Origin of the sequence: Zoogloea oleivorans, assembly GCF_008107625.1 — a bacterium.
In the GTDB taxonomy this organism is placed as follows: domain Bacteria; phylum Pseudomonadota; class Gammaproteobacteria; order Burkholderiales; family Rhodocyclaceae; genus Zoogloea; species Zoogloea oleivorans.
This window is the reverse complement of record NZ_SDKK01000013.1, coordinates 25803-46445: the sequence shown is the minus strand read 5'-3', so window position 1 is coordinate 46445 and position 20643 is coordinate 25803. Positions and strand designations below refer to the sequence as shown.

Annotated in this window: 14 protein-coding genes, 1 tRNA gene and 1 riboswitch; of the genes, 6 read left to right on the top strand and 9 right to left on the bottom strand. The window is 60.2% G+C overall.

Going from position 1 to position 20643, the window contains the following annotated elements; all coding sequences use genetic code 11:
* Nucleotides 1–26: 26 nt before the first annotated feature.
* The 7 genes from ETQ85_RS14505 to ETQ85_RS14475 all read right to left on the bottom strand — a co-directional run bounded on the left by ETQ85_RS14505 (nucleotide 27) and on the right by ETQ85_RS14475 (nucleotide 9075).
* Entirely contained in the window at nucleotides 27–359 is a 333-nt protein-coding gene (locus ETQ85_RS14505; RefSeq protein WP_148579789.1) for a DUF2149 domain-containing protein, read from the bottom strand.
* Nucleotides 356–793 carry a MotA/TolQ/ExbB proton channel family protein gene (locus ETQ85_RS14500; RefSeq protein ID WP_148579788.1) on the bottom strand — a complete coding sequence of 146 codons (438 nt, stop codon included), beginning with the start codon at nucleotides 791–793 and terminating at the stop codon, nucleotides 356–358. Before ETQ85_RS14500 ends, ETQ85_RS14505 begins: the two co-directional genes overlap by 4 nt.
* Entirely contained in the window at nucleotides 790–5175 is a 4386-nt protein-coding gene (locus ETQ85_RS14495) for a cobaltochelatase subunit CobN (protein ID WP_148579787.1), read from the bottom strand. The genes ETQ85_RS14500 and ETQ85_RS14495 overlap by 4 nt, the downstream gene beginning before the upstream one ends.
* 148 nt (nucleotides 5176–5323) lie before the next feature.
* Nucleotides 5324–5547, bottom strand: a riboswitch (cobalamin riboswitch).
* Nucleotides 5548–5707: 160 nt separating this feature from the next.
* Nucleotides 5708–5783, bottom strand: a tRNA-Lys gene (locus ETQ85_RS14490).
* A gap of 809 nt (nucleotides 5784–6592) precedes the next feature.
* On the bottom strand, nucleotides 6593–6817 hold the full coding sequence (locus ETQ85_RS14485) for a hypothetical protein (protein WP_148579786.1): 225 nt from the start codon (nucleotides 6815–6817) through the stop codon (nucleotides 6593–6595).
* Between the two features lie 986 nt (nucleotides 6818–7803).
* Nucleotides 7804–8457: a hypothetical protein gene (locus tag ETQ85_RS14480; RefSeq protein ID WP_148579785.1), complete on the bottom strand. Its 654-nt coding sequence runs from the start codon at nucleotides 8455–8457 to the stop codon at nucleotides 7804–7806.
* A gap of 336 nt (nucleotides 8458–8793) precedes the next feature.
* Nucleotides 8794–9075 (bottom strand): ATP-binding protein, encoded by a 282-nt coding sequence (locus ETQ85_RS14475; RefSeq protein WP_281283098.1) that lies wholly within the window; start codon nucleotides 9073–9075, stop codon nucleotides 8794–8796.
* Between the two features lie 74 nt (nucleotides 9076–9149).
* Between ETQ85_RS14475 and ETQ85_RS27450 the strand changes: the two genes are divergently transcribed.
* Nucleotides 9150–9470 carry a WYL domain-containing protein gene (locus ETQ85_RS27450; RefSeq protein ID WP_148579900.1) on the top strand — a complete coding sequence of 107 codons (321 nt, stop codon included), beginning with the start codon at nucleotides 9150–9152 and terminating at the stop codon, nucleotides 9468–9470.
* On the opposite strand, the gene ETQ85_RS14465 is transcribed toward ETQ85_RS27450, so the two are convergent.
* Nucleotides 9430–11553, bottom strand: coding sequence for an AAA family ATPase (locus tag ETQ85_RS14465; protein WP_148579784.1), 2124 nt, complete (start codon nucleotides 11551–11553; stop codon nucleotides 9430–9432). The two genes, ETQ85_RS27450 and ETQ85_RS14465, sit on opposite strands and share 41 nt — an antisense overlap.
* A 182-nt stretch (nucleotides 11554–11735) precedes the next feature.
* On the opposite strand from ETQ85_RS14465, the gene ETQ85_RS14460 reads away from it, so the two are divergent.
* Nucleotides 11736–13226 (top strand): DUF2779 domain-containing protein, encoded by a 1491-nt coding sequence (locus tag ETQ85_RS14460; protein WP_148579783.1) that lies wholly within the window; start codon nucleotides 11736–11738, stop codon nucleotides 13224–13226.
* 164 nt (nucleotides 13227–13390) lie between these two features.
* The gene (locus ETQ85_RS14455; RefSeq protein WP_148579782.1) at nucleotides 13391–13954 is read left to right on the top strand and encodes a hypothetical protein; all 564 of its coding nucleotides are present in this window, start codon (nucleotides 13391–13393) and stop codon (nucleotides 13952–13954) included.
* Here ETQ85_RS14455 and ETQ85_RS14450 read toward each other — a convergent pair.
* A protein-coding gene (locus ETQ85_RS14450) for an IS5 family transposase (protein WP_246128628.1) occupies nucleotides 13921–14672 on the bottom strand; the annotation gives its coding sequence in 2 pieces (ribosomal slippage) (nucleotides 13921–14345 and nucleotides 14345–14672; 753 coding nt in all). The two genes, ETQ85_RS14455 and ETQ85_RS14450, sit on opposite strands and share 34 nt — an antisense overlap.
* A gap of 150 nt (nucleotides 14673–14822) precedes the next feature.
* Between ETQ85_RS14450 and ETQ85_RS14445 the strand changes: the two genes are divergently transcribed.
* From ETQ85_RS14445 to ETQ85_RS14435, 3 genes are read left to right on the top strand one after another with little or no spacing between them, the layout of a single operon-like run.
* Nucleotides 14823–15707: a hypothetical protein gene (locus tag ETQ85_RS14445; RefSeq protein WP_148579781.1), complete on the top strand. Its 885-nt coding sequence runs from the start codon at nucleotides 14823–14825 to the stop codon at nucleotides 15705–15707.
* A complete protein-coding gene (locus tag ETQ85_RS14440) occupies nucleotides 15704–17635 on the top strand; it encodes a phospholipase D-like domain-containing protein (protein WP_148579780.1) in 1932 nt (643 codons plus the stop codon). Before ETQ85_RS14445 ends, ETQ85_RS14440 begins: the two co-directional genes overlap by 4 nt.
* The gene (locus tag ETQ85_RS14435; RefSeq protein WP_148579779.1) at nucleotides 17625–20279 is read left to right on the top strand and encodes a DEAD/DEAH box helicase family protein; all 2655 of its coding nucleotides are present in this window, start codon (nucleotides 17625–17627) and stop codon (nucleotides 20277–20279) included. Before ETQ85_RS14440 ends, ETQ85_RS14435 begins: the two co-directional genes overlap by 11 nt.
* Nucleotides 20280–20643 lie beyond the last annotated feature (364 nt).

Genomic DNA, 20643 nt, shown 5'->3' with positions numbered 1-20643 from the left:
TGATCAACCGGTAGTGCTTTGGCGGTTTACGGTTTGTGCGCCTTGCCCGGTTCAACCAGGATCAGCTGGCCGGTCTTCGGGTCGCGAAAAACCTCGCCGACCCGATCGAAGCCGGCGCCGGCCTGACCCATGCCGTCGGCGGGGCGCTCGATGGACTGGCCCTTGTCCACGGGTTTCGGCGGGGCCAGCGCGCCCTGGGTGCTGGCCGCAAGCGCGGCGAGCAGGCCGCAGGCGAAGACCAGCATCACGTCCACCAGATTGACGAGGCTGGCGCGGGGGTCTTCGTCCCGGTCGTCGAAGCGGGCGTCGAGGCGGGAATACAGGCGCAGGCGCTTGCGCGGTGGCTGGGCGGATTTCATTCGTCACCCTCCAGGGCTTCGAGCATTTCTTCGTACCAGCGGCGCCGCAGCTTGCCGACCACGAGGCCACCGATGCCGGCAACGAGGCCCAGTACGGTGGCGTCGAAGGCGACCGTCACGGCGCTGGCCAGCTCGGACGGATTGCCCTGTCCCAAGGCGGCAAGGCCCGGTCCGAGGGGAATGATGGTGGCCATCAGGCCAAGCATCGGCGGGATGCGGGCGAGCAGGTCGGCACGCTCAAGACGATGGCGCGCAACGCGCTGAATGAGCTGCAGGTCGCCCGTTGCGGCAAGACGCTTGAGGCCCCAGAAGCGCTCGCCGAATGCCAGGCCGGCTTCGGCCAGGGCAATGGCGCAGGCCATGATGAGTGCGAAAAGAGCGGGGGTGAGCAGCCAGGTAACGGCCTGGTGCAGCCAGGAGAGCGCGTCGTTCATCGGGGTTTTACCGGGTTGTTGCGGGTGGAGGAAAAGCGGCGGCCACTCCAGGCGAGGCCACACAGGAAAATCAGCGGGGCCAGCGTCAGTGCGGCCGGCGGGATGCCTGTCGTAGCGGGCGCCAAGCGGGGCTTGAGTTCGTAGTAGCGGTCGGGGGCGGGCGGCGGGGGGGCTGCGGGCGCTTCAGCGGGCGTGTCGGCTTTGGCACCGGCCTGCACTGAGGCGGGGGCCGACGGCTTGCTGCCCGATGCCGGCGTGATTAAAGGGGAGGTGAGCATCGGGGCCGCAGGTGCCAGGTTTGCCCCTTGGGCGCGGGCAAGGGTGACGCCCAGGGCTTCGGCGTCGGCCGCATCGATTTGCGGTTTGAGCCAGTTCCACATGGGGTGATTGGGCGCCGCGTGACCACTGCCGGGCAAGCCGTTCCTGGCCACCAGCCGGGCCAGTTCGCCACCCATCTGGCGGATGGTGGCGTCGTCGGCTTTCCAGAAGCCCTTTTCGGCGGCGACCATGAAGATGGCCAGCATGTGGGCCTTCACGTGGGCGTTCTGGCCTTGCTCGAGAAAGCGTGGCAGACCGAGCTTCTGCTTGTCGTCGAAGTAGGTTTCCTTGACCTCGTCCCAGGCCCATTGCTTGATCAGGTCGGGTCGGGTGACCTGCCAGCCCCACAGGTTTTCGAGGAACTCCTGGCCCATCGTGCGGGCGCCGGCGTAGCCGTGCTTCATCAGCGGCTTGAGCCAGGCCGGGTTGAGGTAGCGGCCGCGGAGTTCGGACAGCAGCGCGGTGGCCAGCGGTTCGACTTCCGGGTGTGCCGCATCGGCGTGCTGCAGGATCAGTGCTTCCGGCGGCCGGCCGGTGAGGGTTTCGATGCCCACCGACATGCCGCCGAGATAGTCGAAGGCGTCGTTGTTGTCGAGCAGGCCATAGAGGTTGCTGGCCCGCCCGTGATAGCTGCGGGTGACGCCGGCCAGGGCTGTCTCGAAGGCTTGATGGGCCGCGTCGCCGCTGGCGTCGAGGCCGTAGGCATGGCCCATGCGCTTGAGGTAGATGCGGCCGAGTTCGTCGCGCTCCTTCCACGCGCCGGATCTTTCGGCAAGGCGATTGACGCCGGCGCTGTAGGCGCCCGGCGGGTCACCGAAGATGCGCGTTGCCGCCGCGCGTCCAGCTTCGGGCAGGCTGAGGCCGGCCTTGGCAAGGATGTCGATGCGCTTCAGCCAGGCTGCGGCAACGAGGTTGTCGGCGAGGGGCTGACGGCCGTGCTCAATGCCCTTGCCGGCCGGGGCGAGGGCGGCGGCGAGCGCGTCTTTGAGTTCCGGGCGGATGTCGAGCAGCAGGTCGGCGGAGGCGGCGAGGGCCAGCAGGCCGGCGCGGTCCACCTGCCGGAGCAGGTTGGGGTAAAGGTCGCGGAACAGGCCCGAGGTGGTGACGATCACGTCACGCCGGGGCTTGCCGTCCAGCAGGCGCACGTCGGTGACGATGCCGCGGGCGTTCCACACCGGTTCGGTGCCCAGCAGCGAGAGGCAGAAGGCGACCATCGCGCCTTCGTCGCGCACCGCGTCGGAGGCCCACAGGATCACCGCGTCGCTGTCGACGCCGGCGTCTTTCTTGCGCGGGCGGGCCGTGGCCTTGTCGGCCAGTGTCGCCCCGAGGGCATAGCCGAGGCGGGTGGGCAGCAGGTCGCCATCCACCGCATGAAAGTTGCGCCCGGTGGGCAGGGCTTCGGGCGAACGCAGCGGGTCGTTGCCTTTGCCCGGTGCCACGAAGCGCCCGGCAAGGCCGGCCAGCAGGCCTTCCATTTCGAGGCGTGGCGAGATCGCCAGCTTTTCGGCGATGGTCGCATCGAAGCCGCCAGCCACCTGGCTCATGGAGTCGGCCATCAGCTTGAGGGATTCGGCACTCCAGTCCTGCCCGAAGATATGCAGACCATGGGGCATGAATTTTTCCTGGAGCTTGGTGAGGTAGTGGCCGATCTCGTGGGCGAGGAGGTCGTCGTCGGCGTCTTCGAAGCCGATGCCGCGCACCTCAAGTACGTCGGCCATCGAGGCTTCCAGCTCGGCCTTCAGGTTGAGCGCGATGACCTGCGTGCGCATGGTCTTGGCGGCTTGGGCCTTGAGGCTTTCGCTGTTGGCCGCTTCGAAGCTTTCCACCACTTGACGCAATTCCAGCAGCTTGTCGTAGAGGGGCGTGGCCGACAGCGGCGGGGTGAGGTGATCGACGATCACGGCGAGCCCCCGGCGCTTGGCCTGAATGCCTTCGCCCACGCCGTCCACGATGTAGGGGTAGACGCCGGGCAGGTCGGCGGCAATCAGGCTGGGGTAGTCGTCGGCAGTGAGGCCGACGGCTTTGCCGGGCAGGAATTCGTAGGTGGAATGGCGGCCCAGATGGACCACGGCATCGGCACGGAAGCGGTCGCGGATCCAGTGATAGAAGGCCAGGTATTGATGCGGGGGCGCTACGCTGGTGTTGGCGTGCAGCAGTTCTTCATCCACCTCCCAGCCCCGTGGCGGCTGGGGGCCGACGAAGATCTTGCCAAAGACGAGGCCCGGCACCAGCAGCTTGCCGTCGGCCACCATGACCTTGCCCGGGGTGTGTCCCCAGCCCCGCAGGCCCTCGACGCCGTGGCCGGCGAGGCGCCAGGCCAGGGACGACAGGCTGCTGCAGCGACGCCGGGGCTGATCCGCCAGACAGTCCTGGTAGCCGGCCTCCAGTTCCTTCAAACCCGTGATGGTCTCCTGGCGCTTCGGATGGTCGGCACCTTCGGCCAGGTGGTGGAGTTCCTTCATGACCGATTCAACCCGCTTGCGGCCGACGCTGCGTTCCCCGATCTGCTCGGCTTCCAGCACTTCGGCGTGCAGCCGGCCCAGGGGGCCGGACACCATCTCGCCCTGCACCCGCTCGGGCAGGGCGGCAAACCAGCGGCGGTAGTCGGCGGCGCTGACGCTGTTCACTTCCCGCGCCAGCTCATGCAGGGCGGTCTTGTCTTCCGGCAGGTTCACGCCTCGGGCCATGATCCGGTCGAGCAGGGCTTCCGGCGAGGCCGGCAGTTCGCCGGTGTCGTAGCCTTCCGCCTTGAGGCGCTGCAGCACGCCGAACAGGGACGCGGGTACGTCCAGGTTGTCGGCGCCGATGTTCTGCCGGCCCGGCGGGTGGTTGTAGTAGATGATCGCCAGCCGCTTGTCGGCATTGGCTTTGGCCCGCAAGGCCTGCCAGCGGGCGGCGCGGGCCACGAGGCGCTGGATTTCGACCCCGATGGCTTCGGTGCGGCGCAGCTCGATGCCGGTGAGCGGGTCGATGCGACTGGCGCCGACGGCCGACACGACGATGGGTTGGCCGATGCCCTGGAGTTCCGGCAGGGCGACCCGGTACTGCACCGAATCCACCGGGAGCCCTTCCGGCGACAGGCGCCATTGGGTCGCGCTGCGGTCGGTCAGGCGGATGGCCTTGAGGATGGGGATGTCCAGCTTCTTGAAAGCCTCGGTGACGGCCTCCCGGTTTTCGGCAGCGCCGACGACGAAATCCTGCATCACCACCAGCGCCGCCGGCTTGGCCGGGGCAAGCAGTTCGGGCAGACGCTCGATGGCTTCCCGCGAGACGCTGCCCCAGCGGGTCAGCACCTCGGCGCAGGGCAGACCCTGGCGGCGGGATTCGCTACAGATTGCGGCGGCGGTGGCGGATTCCGTGTTGGACAGGTCGAGCACAGCCAGGGCCGGGCCAGCGGGCAGCAGACGGGCATGCCAGGCGGCCTCATCGAGACGTTCGGTGCCATCGACCCGCAGACGCAGGACGCTCTCCCGTTGCGCCGGGGGTAGCGGCTTGCCGTCGAGCAGGTGGCCGAACAGGCGCGTCACGTTGTCGGTGCCGTCAGCCTGCCACACCCGGCGCGCGGCGAGCCACGCGGATGCGGCCGGGTGCCGCGCGGCGGCTTCAAGGGCCTCGGCCGGGGGCTGTTCGGCCGTCAGTTGGCGCAGGGTTTCGGCGGGAAAGCCCTCGAGCCGGCCCAGCCGGCTGCGGCTTTGCAGGTTGAGGCGCTGTTCGCCGTTCAGGGCCAGTACCGTGGCAGCACGACTGGCGGGAAGGGCGCTGATCAGCCGGCGTGCCGGGTCGCCGAAGGCCGAGGCGATGAATACCGAGTCTGCATCCAGCCATTGGCGCAGTTGTACATCGCTGGCCGCCATGATCTGGTTGGGCGTACGCAGGACGATGCGGTCGCGGGGGTGGCTGGCCAGATGCTGGCGTGCCGCTTCGACGGCAGCAGGCGCGGCTCGGTCGGTAATGACACCGAAGAGTGTCGCCGCGTGGGCCGGCAGGCTGCCCAGCAGTGCGACCGCTGTCAGCAGCCCTGCGCAAAGGGCTGCGTTGCGACTCCTTGATTCCTGTCCTGCCATTCTGCCTCCACATGCGGGAACATCGGCCGTGGTGCCCGGGCAGGGGGAGAGGACAGAACGAAAGGGCATGCCGGACTCAGGAGACCGAGCAAGACGGCGGACAGAAGTCGGACGTTTTCGCTCGCCAGGCCCACACCCCGGGGCACAGCCAAACTCATGTCCTCGGGCCGGTCTTCTGGCTCGCCGTCGTTCTTCCCTATCCGCCTTCCCGGGCAAAAATGGCCCAGTGGCATGCATGGATGGAGTCGTCAGGCTTACAGCAGCGGGGGCTGCGCCGGAATGGTCGGAGAGAAACAACTCGCCGAGGTCACCGGACTTCCCGTTTAGCGCGTCCGCGAAAGCGGATCGGGCACCCGGAGGATCAAGGGCGCGAGGTTACGGGGAAACGGGTAATGACGGCAAGTCGTCGTGAGATTGAGGCGCCCGATGGCCTCGCAAAAGTTGCCCCACGGAGGCGATCCAGAAAGTGAGCAGTCAGGCGGTGACACAAAACAAAAATGGGCTGGATCGCGTGATCCAGCCCATTGAATTTTGGTGGGTTGTGAGTGGCTCGAACACTCGACCTACGGATTAAGAGTCCGCTGCTCTACCAACTGAGCTAACAACCCATTCCTGCTGGAGTTGCCGAAAACTAGATTCCTGGCTGGGCAAGCCCGGGAGTCATTTTTCCGTACAAATTCCGTATGAACTTAAAAGGCCACCTGAAAAATGTCCTAAGCCCTTGAATTTCTGGCGCGCCCGACACGATTCGAACGTGTGACCTGCCTTCGGAGGGCTCGGAAATAGCTGTGTATGTGCAGCGATTTCTGTCAGTGGTAAACGGTCTTGCTAGGGATATTTTTAATTAAAACAGAGGCTTACGAAAAAGCATGTCGATGAAAGTGTGACAGCTTCAGCCTGATTTAGCACGTGTAAAAACGAAACATGTCACACCGCATCCTCAAAAAACACCCTCGCAAGCATGCCCTTTGCTCTTCGCTGGGCAATGGGAAGTATGTGAGGGAAGGCGTCCGATAGGAAAACAGGGAATGATTTCTCAATGAAGCGCATCCGATTTTGGGCCTTTGCGCTTCCGAGATCGTTCCATAAAAACAGCCCCAATACCAAGCTCGAATCGCCGATTGCTCCGTCCGTTCTTCATGCTTCGGTGTGCGTGCGGGTTCCAGCCGAGGAAAACCGTGATCTATCAACAATTAGGTCCGGGCACCGAAGACCTGTCAGCGCTGGTAGTTGTTCGTTAGACCGATAATCTGCCGTTCATCGCTCTCGAACGATCCGCAAAGGCCGAGTGCCAGTCCGTAAGCGCCCGGCGATCCCCTCGTGACCGAGCTTCAGACTGAATCCGATGTTCACCGATGTGACAGCAATTCCCCAATCCGACCCTGAGGCCGGGTCGGCAGCCGATTGAGTAAATCCTTCAGGTACCGGACTTCGACAGCAGCCAGACCCGGACAGGAAGCAGATTGTGGACCAAGCCCCACTCCACAAGGGCCAATCCGTCCTGCCGGGTGGGCTGGCCCCGTCCAACGCCAAAGTGCAGGGCATCCAAATCCCTGCTCTGCAGCAAGGTCTGTGCTGCGTCCCACGTGCGCGCAAGCACATCACAGTCGCCCGGCATCCGGTCGTCGAAAAGTAGTCGCATGCCTGGTTTCGTTCTCATGGCAGACATTGTCTGGGCCGAGACGACAGGATGTGTCGCGTGGGCGAATGAGCGGTAGCCCGGGTTCGGCATCCAGCGATTTTTCAGCGTATCAGTCCCTGCTAGGTGAAAGATGCGTGGGGCTAGTCGCCCAGCCTGATCAGGATAATCGGTCCGCATGTATAGGTTTGCCGCCAGGGCATCCTCCTGCCTGCCGGGATCGACTCCGAGGCATTAAGTAATGAAGGCGCATCCCAGTATCTCGGCATTGAATGGCCTAACGAGGTTGCCGATAGTGGGCATCGAAATCTTCGGTGCGGATTCGATACACGCATGTCAGCACCGTTGCCGGATCTCTCAGGGGTAGGTTTTCTAAAGCCTCTGCTGCAAGTTCCGCAGGCGGCGTATGCAGGGTGCCACTATGCGGAGGTATGAGCTCTTACTGGGGCGATTGTTCGGAGCCGTCGAGCCCATGGCGCAGGGGTAACAGAGCGAGGTGCGGATAGCCTGGAAGTCGCATCCGACGAACTGTCCATTGGGAGGCTCCGACAACTTAGTGGCTGGCCAGTGGTTCACCAGCTCAATCTCCGACTTAGCCGGCAAAATTTGGCATGAATGCTGAGTTTGTCCACGACGCCCGCCACCGTGTCCCAGCGGAGCTATTAGCCATGCGGTGTAGCTGTATTCCACTTCAGCTTGAGCTTCCATGACGTCGAAGAACTGCTCACTTAAAGTAACGATTGAGGTTCAATCAACAATTTCTTCCGCTGCCAATGCCCCCGACCTTCCCGCTCCACAATTGGCAGATCACACAAGCCCCGAGTCTGCTCGGAAAGCGACGGTCAGCATGTTCCAAGGTGGCGCATAGGGTGGCTGAGGTAGGTTTCGAAACTTGTCTTCCTCATTCTTCATGGGGCTCACGACCAAGTTCTGAGCATACGAGTAATGTGCTAATTTGGTGAAAAAGTAAATATAGTCATGTGAGAAAGCTATTTGATCTGCATTTCAAGACGCGCGACCCTCGCGTGTTCTTGTTCGAATGCGTTGGTTGCATTTATGAGTGCAGCTACCAATGAGTTTAAGACAGACTCGACGTTAGATATTGGACTGATTTCTCCAAGAACCGCCTTCAAATACATTTTTTCGCGGGCCGATGAATGTTCCTCTCGTGACTCCACAATAGCTGTCAGTAGATCGAATGGCTTGTCCTTATTTACTTGAGCTGGTCTTTGTTTGCCTCCAGTCTCCCGTATGCGCAAATCTGCGATAGTCTTCTTGGACTCATTTATTTCGCGCGAAATGTCTGCAATTTTCCGCTGAATCGACAGTCTGTTTTCTCCAGAGCGTTCAAGGAGCCGATAATCCCTAGTGGATTTCTTCAAGAGCTCAAGCAACTCCTTCGGGAGTACCGATCGGTTCATAATAGTCGAGAGCCTTGTTCCTCTATGAACATCGACCTTTGCGAACTCATAAAGGTCGATGTTCACGCATTCCCCGGGGAACAGACTGTCTGCAAATCCTTTAAGTGTCTTCTCGCTATATTCAGAAGGAAAGTTATCTGGGTAGGTGGACGGTTTTGGTGTTACATCAGCGACGAGTCCTGTGCTTTCGAAGAATTTCAGTGAAAAATGCATCTTATCCATGACGGCTCATCCAATTAAATATTTAATAGCTTTTATTTATTCTTGAGAGTTTCTCAAGATTGCACTATAAAATGCTGGCAGCAATGCTTGCTAGAGGTTCTCTATCGGTCGAGCTTAATTCTCTTTCGTGCCTCGCGGCAGTTCCCAGATAAGATGCCTGTTAGCAGCTTTCCAGGCTTTCATCGAGTCAGCCCTCTCTACATCTGGTTGTTAGCGCCACTTCGCAGTCTTCGTGCTAAGGCAACAAAAATACTCTCGCTGTTTTTATTTCACCGTGCGCCCCTACCGCCACTTTGATCAGTGTTACGACACGCAATCGGCATCCTTGAGTGTGTATTAATAAGATTTATTGGCCGCCGTCGCGAAAGTTCCGTTCTGCCCCTGGCGCACCGCGCAGGAGACCAGAGTCTGGGCCAGGTGGCTCTTGCCGGTGCCGCAGGGCCCGACGGCCTCCTCGTGGATGTAGTGGCCGGTGGCCAGATCATGGGCCAGCGCCCGGTTGGTACTCGGGAGCCGCTCGAACTCGAAGCCCTCTAGGGGCTGGGTGGCCCGGAAGGCCGCCCGGTGCAGGCGGGTCGAGAACCTCTTCTGTTCGCGCCGGGCCGCCTCGTCCTGGATCAGGAGGGCGAGGAATTCGGTGTAGGCGAGCTTGGCGTCGATAGCCTGGCGGTTACCGTCTCGGCGTCACGCCCCTGTTCCTTGTCGCCGAGTTCTCCCGGAAAGCGGCCGTCCATCTGGCCGAATGCCCTCTCTCGGCAGACCAGACCCTCACCGACACCGGAGAGTCACGAACGCGGGTGAGTGCGACGGTTCAGGACACCGCCGAATTGCGCTGGTGGCTGCTCGGTTACGGCGATAAGGTCGAGGTCATCTCCCCCCCCGTTCCTGCGCGACGAGTTTCGTACCATCGCCAACAGACTGGGGCAGACCGACGGGGCAACCGAAGCCACGCCACCAGCCTGACTTCGGTATTCAGATCACAAAGCCCATGCCTTGGGCGGCGCCATCCTTGACCCGGCACTCCTCCTCCAGCGCGGCAATCAGCACGCCCGCCTCCGGCCGGTCGCCCAGCAGCACGTGCTGGCGTGCCACGGCGGCAAAGTCCCCGGGCGTGAGCTTATCCAGGCGTTTCAGCCGCTGCTGGACCTCGAGCGGAACCCTGCCCGCCTTCGCGTTGAGGCGGGCCCAGGTCTCCTCGAACAGGGTGATTCGCGGCTCTGGCTTCAGGAAGCCAAAGCGCAGCTTGAAGGCAAAACGACGTAAGGCTGCCGCATCGAGGCGCTCGAACAAGTTCGTCGTACACACGAAGATGCCGTCAAAGTCCTCCATGTGGGTCAGCATCTCATTCACCTGGCTGACCTCCCAGCTTTGACTGGCCCCACGACGGTCGGAAAGAAAGCTGTCCGCCTCGTCGAGCACCAGCACCGCTCCCTCGGCCCGGGCTTCCCGAAACATGGCCGCGATGTTCTGTTCGGCCTCGCCGACCCATTTCGAGAGCAGGTCGGATGCCCGCTTCACCAGCAGCGGACGGTCGATGGCGCTGGCGATGTGCTGGGCCAATGCCGTCTTGCCGGTGCCCGGGGGGCCGTAAAAGCAAAAGGTGCCGCGGGGCCTGGCCTGCAGGCCGGCAATCAACGGAGCCACCTCAATATTCGTGTTGAGACAGTCGAGGCGGTAGCCGGTGGTGTGCCGCAGCTTTCTGGGCACCTCTTGTCGCAGGAGATGGGCCGAGGAGCGCAGGGTGCGCTCGGCGACAGCCTCAACTTCGCCACCGGAACGGGGGTTCACGAGGCGGGCAACCCGGGCGGCCTTTTCCAGCTGGGCAGGGGTGACCTCACTCCAGTCGGCGAGCTGATCGATCCACTCCGGACTGCTGCGGGTGCCGTCGAAATACTTCCTGGCCACCCGCTCACGCACGGCTTTCGGGGGCTTGGGCACTTCCACGGCGAAGTCGAAACGGCGCAGGTAGGCAGGGTCGATATGATGCACCCGGTTGGAAATCCAGATTGCCGGAACGGGATTCGTTTCGAGCGCCCTATTGACCCAAGCCTTGCCTGTCCCCTTGCTCGGGCTCTCGTCGAGGCCAAACAACTCCATCAGCCCACCACCGCTCGACGGAAACACGTCCTCGATCTCGTCAAACAGCACCACGTTGCCCTTGCTTTGGGCCAGCACCCGCTGGCACAGCCTGTAGGAGGCGAAGCGCCCCCGTCCGCTCAGGGCCTCGCCTTCGTCGTTGGCATTGCTGACTTCAAATACCTCAAGCCCGGCGGCTTCGGCGATCAGCCGCGCAAACTCGGACTTGCCTACCCCGGGCTCACCGTACAAAAGGATGTTCAGACCCTTCACCTGCTTCGCGGCGGCCTGCTTCAGCAAGGGCTGGAGAAGATTGAAATCGCTCCTCAGATGGCTGAAGTCCTCGGCCTGAAGCTTCGCAGGAGATGCCGTACGGAAAAAACGTTCAAGGAGCGCCTCTGGCTTGGCATAAGGCGCCAGTAGCGCATCCTCAAGTCCATCAGGCAACTTGAAACGGTCCTCGAAGTCGGAAAAACCACTCTCGAGCTTGAGCAGCCCGCTCTCCGTCAGTGCTCCGCCCGAAACGAACGCCTTGGTCACAGACCGAAGCGGCTGGCCACACAGGATGGCGACGAGCTTCAAGATCCCTTGCCGGGTTCCATTAAGGCGCAGTGTCGCTACGGCATCATGCAGCGGGCGGTAGGCATTGATCAGAACGACCAATTCGAGTATCCGGCAATCAACCGCCGACAGCCTGAGGCGTTCGCCGAGCCAAGTGACGTTTCTGCCAAGTGGAGTGCCCTCCAACCCGGGAGCTTGCTCATTCAGGGTGGTGAGCTGGCTGCGCAAAATGCGTTTCAGATGGGCTGCACTGCGTGAAGGGCAAGCATCCAGTTCTGCCCCGGGGATACCCAGCAATGGGAGGCAATCGCTATCTTCAACAATGCTCTCGAGCCGCTCGGGCTCCCAGCGGACGCTCACCATTAGACGAAGGAAAAACAGCCTGCTGAGCTTGCGAAAGGCACTGGACTCGTCTGTCTGGGTGGTCGGATGCAGGTTCAAGCGGCGACGACGGCGCATGGTGGTCCCCTTCAGTGATGCGATGGAATAGGGTCAGTGTGCGCGGGGTATGCGACACAATGCGTCGCATCAATTCGTAGAATTGGATCCGGATCGACGACCCTCCGGCAAGTAGTTCATCACGAGCCTCTCAAGAAAACCGCGCGGCTGACGTAGGCCATATAAATAACCGGTAAAAATAAATGTGTCTGCTGTCGAAATCAAAAATCCTCGCGTATCGCCAATGCCCGAGACGCCTCTGGCTCGAGATTCATCGCCCCGAATTGCGAGAGGATGCCGCTGGAACGCTGGCCAGCTTTCAGGCAGGACACAGCGTCGGCGAAGTGGCGCGGCAGATTTACGATCCGGACGGCAAAGGCAATCTCATCGATGTCGGGAGTGAAGGCTACGACGGTGCCTTCGCACGGACGCAAGCACTTCTGGGCAAGAACACTCCAATCTTCGAGGCTGGGTTCTCTGCCAATGGCGCTTTGGCCTTCGCCGACGTGATGCTCCCGCTTCGCAAGGGGCGATCACGAGTCTGGCGGATGGTGGAGGTGAAGTCATCGACAAGCGTCAAGGAGTACCACCGGGACGATGTAGCCGTTCAGGCCTGGATCGCCACATCGGCAGGCGTTCCCCTGGTGTCGATTGCCGTGGCGCACATCGATAACAGCTGGACCTATCCGGGTGGTGGTGACTACACCGGGCTCCTGGTCGAGGAAGATCTGAGCGCCGAGGCCCTTGGCCGGGCAGCCGAGGCACAGTCCTGGGTTACCGACGCACAGACGATCGCCCGCAAGCGTAAGGAGCCCGGAATTCCGACCGGTAGCCAGTGTGGCATCCCCTACGAGTGTGGTTTTCAGGCTCATTGCCGGAAACACGAACCGCAAGCGACGTACCCGGTGAGCTGGCTTCCCCGGATCCAGTCCCGGACATTGAAAGCACACATCGAGGAGCAGCGTGTCGTAGACATGCGGGAAGTACCCGACGCGCTCCTCAGCGCACAACAACTGCGGGTCAAGCAACACAGCCTCTCCGGCACGACTTATTTCGATTTACACGGAGCAGCGGCAGACCTCGGTCCCCATAAGCTGCCCGGGTATTTCCTGGACTTCGAGACCATCATGTTTCCCGTTCCGATCTGGAAGGGAACTCGGCCCTATCAGCAGATTCCCTTCCAGTTCAGCCTGCACCGCCTGTCCCGGACCGGAAAGCTGGAGCACCAATCCTTTCTCGATCTATCAGGCAAGGATCCATCCAAAGCCTTTACCCAGGCGCTAGTCGCCGCCTGCGGTGAGCGCGGGCCGGTGTTCGTTTACAACGCCGGATTCGAGACCGCCCGCATCCGGGAACTGGCCGAGCGCTTTCCGCGGGAAAAGCGGGCATTGCTGGCGATTAACGAACGGGTCGTCGACCTGCTGCCGATTGCCCGGGAACGCTATTACCACCCAAGCCAAGAGGGTAGCTGGAGCATCAAGAGCGTTTTGCCGGCGATTGCACCCGAGCTGCGCTACGACGCGCTCGACGGCGTGCAGGGGGGAGGCATGGCGATGGAGGCCTACCTGGAAGCCATCAATACGGGCACGAGCTCGACCCGCAAGGAGCAGCTCCGGACGCAGTTGCTTGACTACTGCGGCCTGGACACCCTTGCACTGGTTCGACTGTGGCAATTCTTTTCGCAGTGCACGTAACCGCGCAGGGTATAAATGACGCAAGTAAAAAGACAATGCGGTTGAAAACACTCGGAACTGACAGCCGTCACTGGCCAATAGCGGATCCCGATTAATTTACTACCTTGGCGGCTGGAGAGTTGCCGAATGATACTGATTCTCTTGTTCTCTTGAAGGCGACTTATATGACCTCAGCCCCGATATTGGACTACATACTTACCGAGTTTGATGCAAGTGCTTCTAATGAGCTGAACCTAGACCCCCTAGGGCTGCAGGTAATTTGGTCAGCCTACGGCCAGATCATTTTCCGCAACCGCATCAGTTCCATTTCCAATGACGTCCGTAACTACACGCTTAACCTCTTCAACCACGCGGTGACCAAGGCGCTGGTCGAGGACGACCATGTGTTGCTGGGCAAAGGGTTAATCAACGACAAGGCCTATGCGAGCCGGGGCAAGGACTCCACCGCCTTCAAGCAGGCCTGCTTGATTTACCTAGAGAATGTGTTCGCCTACGCCATGGTCGAATTTCAGGCACAGAAAGGCGTAGAAACCGCCGGCGTACTCGGTATTTCCAAGGCGCGCCGTCGGTGGGACGAGTCAGCGTGTAACCCTCTGCTGCTGTTCAGCCAAGAGGCCCGGGCCCACATGCTGGTGCGGCAGAACTCGCTCGGCGTCAGTGGCCGTTACAAGACGCCGCTAGGGCCTGTTCTCAATTACGCCAACCAGACGAAAGCACAAGCGAGATGAACGAAGGACAGGAATGACTGTGCGAGTTTGTCGTAGCGCGTAGCGATACGTCTGAATTGCTTGATCCGACAGAAGAAGCGCTCGATCAGATTGCGGTCCTTGTAGATATGGCGATCGAAGGTACGCGGGTTGAGTCGGTTGGCGCGAGGTGGAATGACCGCCTGGCTGCCTTGCGCCGTGATGGTTTCGATAAAGGCATCCGAGTCGTAGCCCTTGTCGGCCACAATGAACTCGGCGGGCTGATCTTTGATGAGTGCGCCCGCTTGTCCGATATCGGAGATCTGACCTGCCGTGAGAATGACTCGCACTGGATTGCCCAGGGAATCCACCGCCACATGCAACTTGGTGGTCAATCCACCCCGCGAGCGGCCGATTTGCGGGTCGCCCGCTTTTTTTGGGCGCCGGCAGCGTGTTGGTGGGCGCGCACGATCGTCGAGTCGAGGAACAGATATTCCATGTCGGCCTCGCTACGCAGCGCTGTGGCAACCCGCTCCCACACCCCTTTCTCGCGCCAGCGCGAGAAGCGAACGAAGGTCCGGTGCCAATGCCCCAGTTCCTCCGGGAGATCGCGCCACGGACTGCCCGTGCGCATGATCCACAGCACCGCTTCGACGAAGCGCCGATTGTCCTTGGCCGTAACACCACGGTCGGTCGCCTTGCCGGGCAAGAGTTGTTCAATGCGCGCCCACTGGTCGTCGCGCAGCATCTTCCGATCCATCCTGAGCTCAGCCGAAAAATCAGGATATAAGCAGATTCAGACCGCTGTGAACAGCCCCCTTGCTATGTCATTGACCGTAAACAACTTTTTTGACACGGCTTCCATTTGGCATGCCGATGATTCAGCAATTGAGAACAGGCCCTAGTGCAGATGGAGTTTTTTGATAGCAACTATGACTATGCGCTGCCAAAATCGCGGCCACTGTGGCACAAGGTTCAGAAACAGCTATTGGCGGATTCAGGTCCACTGGTCGGACTGAAAAAATTGCTGCTTGCGTATTTGACCACGGTGCTAGCCGATGGCCGCCGCGTTCCAGAGCACCAATTCAGCTGTGTCCCCAAGAAGCTGAGGCAGGAGTTTGTAAATGCATTCAGTTCCCCTACGGGTGTGGGTACATATGCACGCGACTTCTGGCTTGAGGTCACCGAGCTGAACAAAGGCGCGCCAGGCGCGTTGTATGAGGTGCTTAACCAGGAATGGATGCGCGATGATTGCCGTCGGCCCACTGCAGAGGTATTTGCACTAGCAGCACAATGCCCGAACCTTGCGCAGGCAGACAAGGACAAGCTCGAGAACGTGCGTGTCCTCGAGCCCTTACTCGGCGAGTTGGATCTGCTGTTGGATGTGCTGCTCTCTGCAAAGTCACATTCTCTGGACGACGTTACTGCAATTTGGAAGGCGCTGGGCCGTGACGAGCACACGCTGACCAATCAGGCGACACATATCGAGACCAATGCATCAATGCGTGCGGAAATTTCGGGTACCGCCAGGGAGCGGCTGGACGAACTGCTCAAGCTGGCTCAAGGAGCAGACGTGCGCCAGCAAGTGAAGCGGCTGATTAATTACCACAACAAGGTGATGGAAGCACGTGGCCAGTCGCCCTGGCTGAGGCTGTTGGGGGGCAGACAACTCAAGATCGACGTACGCACTCGTCCGCTGCCCAAGATGATGGAACGGCCCTTGGGCACTTGGGTAAATCAGTACTATATTCCTCAGTTTCGCCACCTCTTGTCCGGGTTGCGGGGGGCTGTATGAAGCTCCTAGACGAGTTTCGCCAGCAAGTGCGGGGGTTGGGCGAGCTGAGGCGGGCTTGGTTCACCACCTTCAACCTGGGCATACCCTTCTTTGAGACCCACGTGCTGCCCATCCTGCTTGACGCTGACCCACCAGCCAACCGCATGGACTATGAGAGCATGCAGCAGCAGCTGGCCGAGAGTGGTGTCGACGTGCGCGTGTTTTGTGACCTGCGAATGCTGGAAGCTGACCAGCTCAAGCGGACGGCGGTTGCGGTGCATGGCGTGCTGCCGGGGCGGCTGGGTGTGAGAGAGAAATGGTTTGGAAAGGAATCACTGTTCCACCCTAAGGTGATCTTTTTGGAAGACAAGAACGGCCGCATGGTGCTGGGTGCTGGCAGTGCAAACCTAAGCATTAGCGGATGGGGGCGAAACCAGGAGGTGTTTGTATTCCGATCGATCAGTAACAATAGGCAGTACCAGCAGGTCAAGCGCTTTTTCGACCCACTCTTGACGGCGGCAGGCGTGGACGAGGCAAAGGCTTTGGGCGTGCGTCGACGCTTCGAGGGCTGCGATGAAGATTGGTGTTTCGCGCACAGCTTCGAGCGCCAAAGCTTTTTGCAGCAATTGCTGGCAGACACGCAGGCGGATCGTCTGACGGTGTGGTCACCTTATTTCTCGCGTGATCTAGCGAGCCTGCTAGGGCGGGTGCAGGAGTTGGCTGGTCAGGCTCTGAAATTTTCCATAGTGCCAGATCGTGTTGGAAACCGTTACGTGCGCACGGCGTGGACGGATGCGATCGCGGAGTTGCTCTGCTCGAAGGTTCTCACATTCCATGATCGACCCTCGCCGCGTGCGGATGAAATCGAGATGACCCACGCCAAGCTTTGGCTGGCTTCTGGCCGCCAGGCGCGCCTCGCTGTGGGCTCATGGAACTGCACGGAGCCCGGAGCAGCCAGCTTCGAGCTGCGTAACGTCGAAGCCGGGATCTTGCTGAACGTGGCACTGAAGACTCAGATCGCAGGTCAGCCGCTGAAGATCGGCGAGAAGGAATTCGGGACCGAAGAAATGCTGGAGGACGATGAGTTGGATCCACCGCTATATCCCTTGCCCTTCGAGCTGCAAGTTTGCTTCGACTGGAAGCAGGGTCGCTATGAGGTGCAGGGGCGGTTGTTTGAGGCGATTCAGGGTGCGAGTTACCGCCTGCGCCTGCCGGGGGTGAAGAAGCAGGTTCCACTGTGCTGGAAGGGGCGGCAGAGTGAAGGATTCTGGCCGCTGGAGTCTATCCGACTACCGTTGGCCGACAACGAAGCACTGCTGGCGGATCACAGCTACGAAGTCTGGCGCGACGGCAACCTTGAGTACCGTGGTCTAGTGCTGGAAGCCGAGCCGGACTATCGGCGGGCTCAGGGCTACGATTCATTGAAGGACTTGTTGAACGATCTGGTCAAAGAGGCTAAACCCGGGGCCAGCGGTACCCACCGCCTGCGCAAGGTGCTACGGCATGACGACGTGCCCGACGACGAACCAGTGGCGCTACCTGTTGGTGCAAGCGGCGGACTGAGCTACTTCCGCCTGTTTCACGCCTTCGAGCAGTTCCGCAAGCGGCTGCGCGAGATCGGCTCAATGGACGAGCTGGAGAGGTTGTTGTTCGTGTGTCCCGGAAGCATGCAGGAGCTGGTGAGCAAGGTGAACGAGCAGGTCGCCGATTCCCGAGATAACACCGTATTCAAGTGGTTTATGCTGCGGGAGGTGGATTCGCTGCACGTAGTGGCGCTGGAGGCCTATGCCAAGCACCGGGCGAAGTACGCGCGGACGTCAACGCCTAAGAACGTTAAGTGGGCGAGCCTGAAGCTGAAGCCGAAGCAGGCCGTGTACTTGCCACCAGAGATCCATGGCAACGCGCAATACATGAAGCGGCTCCGGGAGGCATGCGGTTATGGGTGCTGAACGCTGGGGTACGCTGACGCCGAAGCAGGTGTCAGACTGTATTACCTTTGATCGCGACCGTGCGGATTGGACGTACCTGGCGGGCGACACTTCAATGCCCGCGCGTCAAGCCGAAGGCGTGGCGGGGTTGTGGAACAAGCTAAACCAGTACCGTGCGGCGCTGCTCGCCGACGAGGTTGGCACGGGAAAAACGCTCCAGGCCTTGGGCGTTATGGCACAGCTGTGGAGGATAAAGCCCGACGCGCGGGTGCTGATCATGGCGCCCAACCGGGACATCTGCCGGCATTGGCAACGGGAGTACGCCAAGTTCATCCGTACGCATTACCGCGAGTCCGACGGCTTGGTGCGTCGTTCGTGTGATGGCGAACCAATGCACGAGGCTAGGCTGGTATGGTCCTTGAACGCGCTGGCCGAAGCCGTAGAGGAGTCCATCACCCAGCCCCACCAACTCTTCATCACCACGATCTACTCGCTGAGCGGTCTGGTTCGCGGCGAGCATGGTGCGGACTTTGACAAGCTGAAGGGCGCAGCCCAGGAAGCGAAGGATATCCACGGCAGGCTTAAGAAGGCATCGCCCGATGGGCAGGGTTTTGACCTGCTTATCGTGGATGAGGCCCACTACTTCCGCAACAATGATGGAAAGTCCCAGCGGGCCAAGGCAGCACGTGAGTTCTTCGGCACCGCTGATGATCGGTTGGGAGCGCGCGCACTGTTAATGACAGCTACACCCAGCCATAAGTCGATGGACGACATTACGGCGATTCTGGGCTACGTGGCTGACGTTGGTCACACCAAGCCCGAGGAACTCTTGAAGAAATACGCATTGCGCCGACTGCGTCGTATGAAAGGGCTGAACGGTACTTACGACAAATACAGTTACCGCAACGAACTGGAGGTGAGAGCTAAGTTTGACGATCCTGCAGCGGAACTGTTTTTCGCGCTCTACCAAAAGCTTTTGGTAGAGCAGCAGGTCAAAGACGGCCGGCGCTTTCTCTACGGCTATCTCGAGGGCTTTGAGTCCTTCAAGGTGCAGGCTTGTGAAGAAGATCAAGACTCGGAGGAAGACGTGGCAAAGCGGGACTTTCAGGGCGCTCCCGACACGGAGATCCTGAGGCGGCTGGCACGCATGCACGAAAGCTTGGGCAACTTACCGGCGCACCCCAAGTACGACGCATTGGTCAGCAGCTGCGTGCCCAAAGATGTTTTCAATGGAGCAATTGATGTCCACGAACATAAGCACTTGGTGTTCGTGCGGAGGATTCCTTCGGTACGTGAGATTGCCAATCGCATCAACACGGCCTACGACAAGCAGATGGGCAGGAGGATCGTTGAAGCACTTGCACCTGAGGACCACGAGAGGACTCTAAAGAAGTGGGAAACCCGCCATTGGTCGCGTGTGGAGTTCAATCGTCTCTTTGAGAGTGAAGAGGAAGTTGGCGATGCCATCCTGTTAGACGGTAACGATCCGGCGCCCGACGAGCATTCCGACGCGGACGACGCTGTTTATTCGAAGGTTGCCAATCTCTTCGTCGTAAAAAAGACTGGGGCTCATCGCAGCACCGACTGCTCAAACTTTAGCCTGCGCCTCCGTAAGCCGGAGAGCTTGTTTTCGCTGTTGCTCGAACCGGCTAGCGACTACCAGAAGGGGACTTACCTCTACTATTACCGCAAACGCTCAAGTGACAGGCTGCGAGACGAGTATGCCTCGGCGGCGCTCGAAGCTCGCGGCGATGTTGAGAAGCGGGGCGGTGGCGTAGTCGCAGACTCGAGCGTGGAATTTGAGAATCCGATGCCCACTCTGTGGGGGCTGATGTATTGCAAGCTGGAGCCCGCTTCTCGCCAGAAGATTGAGCTGTTGGCGCGGAACCCAGCCCTGATTGAGAGCTTCGGCCACTATCTGAAGAATGGTTATCTCTTTGCCAGCCCGGTGATCGTCGAACTGTATTGCTGGTATGCGGAATTCCGCAGATGCGGAAAGACGGGCGACGTACAGCAGCGCTACCTAGCCTTTCTGAGCTTCATCGAGGTCAAGTTGAGCGACTCCTTGGCGCTGGCCTATTTTTGTGCGGCCCTAGAAACCTTCGAGGCACTATGCGAGAACTGGGAGGATCACTGGAAGAGCCACTGGCACGTGCTGACAGGGCTGAACAGTCCTGCATTCTATGCCAGTGGTGCAGTCAAGGATCGCCAGCGGCTAATCCTAGGCTTCAATACCCCGTTTTATCCGAATGTGCTGGCCACCACCTCGGTGCTGCAGGAAGGCGTGAACCTGCATATGCAGTGCCGCAAAGTGCATCATTACGGCATCGCATGGACGCCGGGTGATAATGAGCAGCGCGTTGGACGGGTGGACCGGCTCTTCGGAAAGGTGAATGCGCAACTGGAGCGTGGTGGGAGAGCTGAGTTAGCAATCCACTACCCCTACCTCGCTCAATCATTCGACGAGGAGCAGTTGGCGTCGTTCATTCGCGAGAAATACATAGTTGAGGAACGTATGGACGCGTGCCGCCAGTCACTGACCAGCGCCGAGATCGATCTTTGTAACTCAACCGATCACTGGACTAGTTACCTGCGCAAGCCTACCGACGATAAATTGGCTTTGGCTATCAGTGATCCATTTCCTTACGATCCGAAAGAAACGTAGATTGATAGAGACTGAGGTGCCAAGCTGTGTAATCATTAGCCCTTGCAAAGATCAAAAATTCATGGCAGGATAAAAAGTGAGAAGGTTCCAAAGGTTTCTTGGCACCTTCTCACTAGTTGCTTAAAATCCTTTTTACAGGGAGAAGCAACGAATCGCACTTAATGTGCCCCTCAAAAGTTTTCCTGAAACGCAGCGCTCGTGGGTTCTGCGACCATAAAGCCGCATGGCGGTTCTCAAAAAAAGCATCACCCTCTAGGGACAGGCTCGTCCTCTTTCACCGAGGCTGCACGCGATGCAGTACTGACGTTGTTAGAGGCTTGGGCGTTCGCCTCTTGACCATTTTGCTCTGAGCGGCAGTGGTCAT

Coding starts and splice junctions, on each gene's coding strand:
- ETQ85_RS14445 (WP_148579781.1), top strand. CDS start 14,823: ATGGAGTTTTTTGATAGCAACTATGACTATGCGCTGCCAAAATCGCGG.
- ETQ85_RS14495 (WP_148579787.1), bottom strand. CDS start 5,175: ATGGCAGGACAGGAATCAAGGAGTCGCAACGCAGCCCTTTGCGCAGGG.
- ETQ85_RS14480 (WP_148579785.1), bottom strand. CDS start 8,457: ATGGATAAGATGCATTTTTCACTGAAATTCTTCGAAAGCACAGGACTC.
- ETQ85_RS14440 (WP_148579780.1), top strand. CDS start 15,704: ATGAAGCTCCTAGACGAGTTTCGCCAGCAAGTGCGGGGGTTGGGCGAG.
- ETQ85_RS14505 (WP_148579789.1), bottom strand. CDS start 359: ATGAAATCCGCCCAGCCACCGCGCAAGCGCCTGCGCCTGTATTCCCGC.
- ETQ85_RS14455 (WP_148579782.1), top strand. CDS start 13,391: ATGACCTCAGCCCCGATATTGGACTACATACTTACCGAGTTTGATGCA.
- ETQ85_RS14485 (WP_148579786.1), bottom strand. CDS start 6,817: ATGCGACTACTTTTCGACGACCGGATGCCGGGCGACTGTGATGTGCTT.
- ETQ85_RS14435 (WP_148579779.1), top strand. CDS start 17,625: ATGGGTGCTGAACGCTGGGGTACGCTGACGCCGAAGCAGGTGTCAGAC.
- ETQ85_RS14465 (WP_148579784.1), bottom strand. CDS start 11,553: ATGCGCCGTCGTCGCCGCTTGAACCTGCATCCGACCACCCAGACAGAC.
- ETQ85_RS14460 (WP_148579783.1), top strand. CDS start 11,736: ATGTGTCTGCTGTCGAAATCAAAAATCCTCGCGTATCGCCAATGCCCG.
- ETQ85_RS14500 (WP_148579788.1), bottom strand. CDS start 793: ATGAACGACGCGCTCTCCTGGCTGCACCAGGCCGTTACCTGGCTGCTC.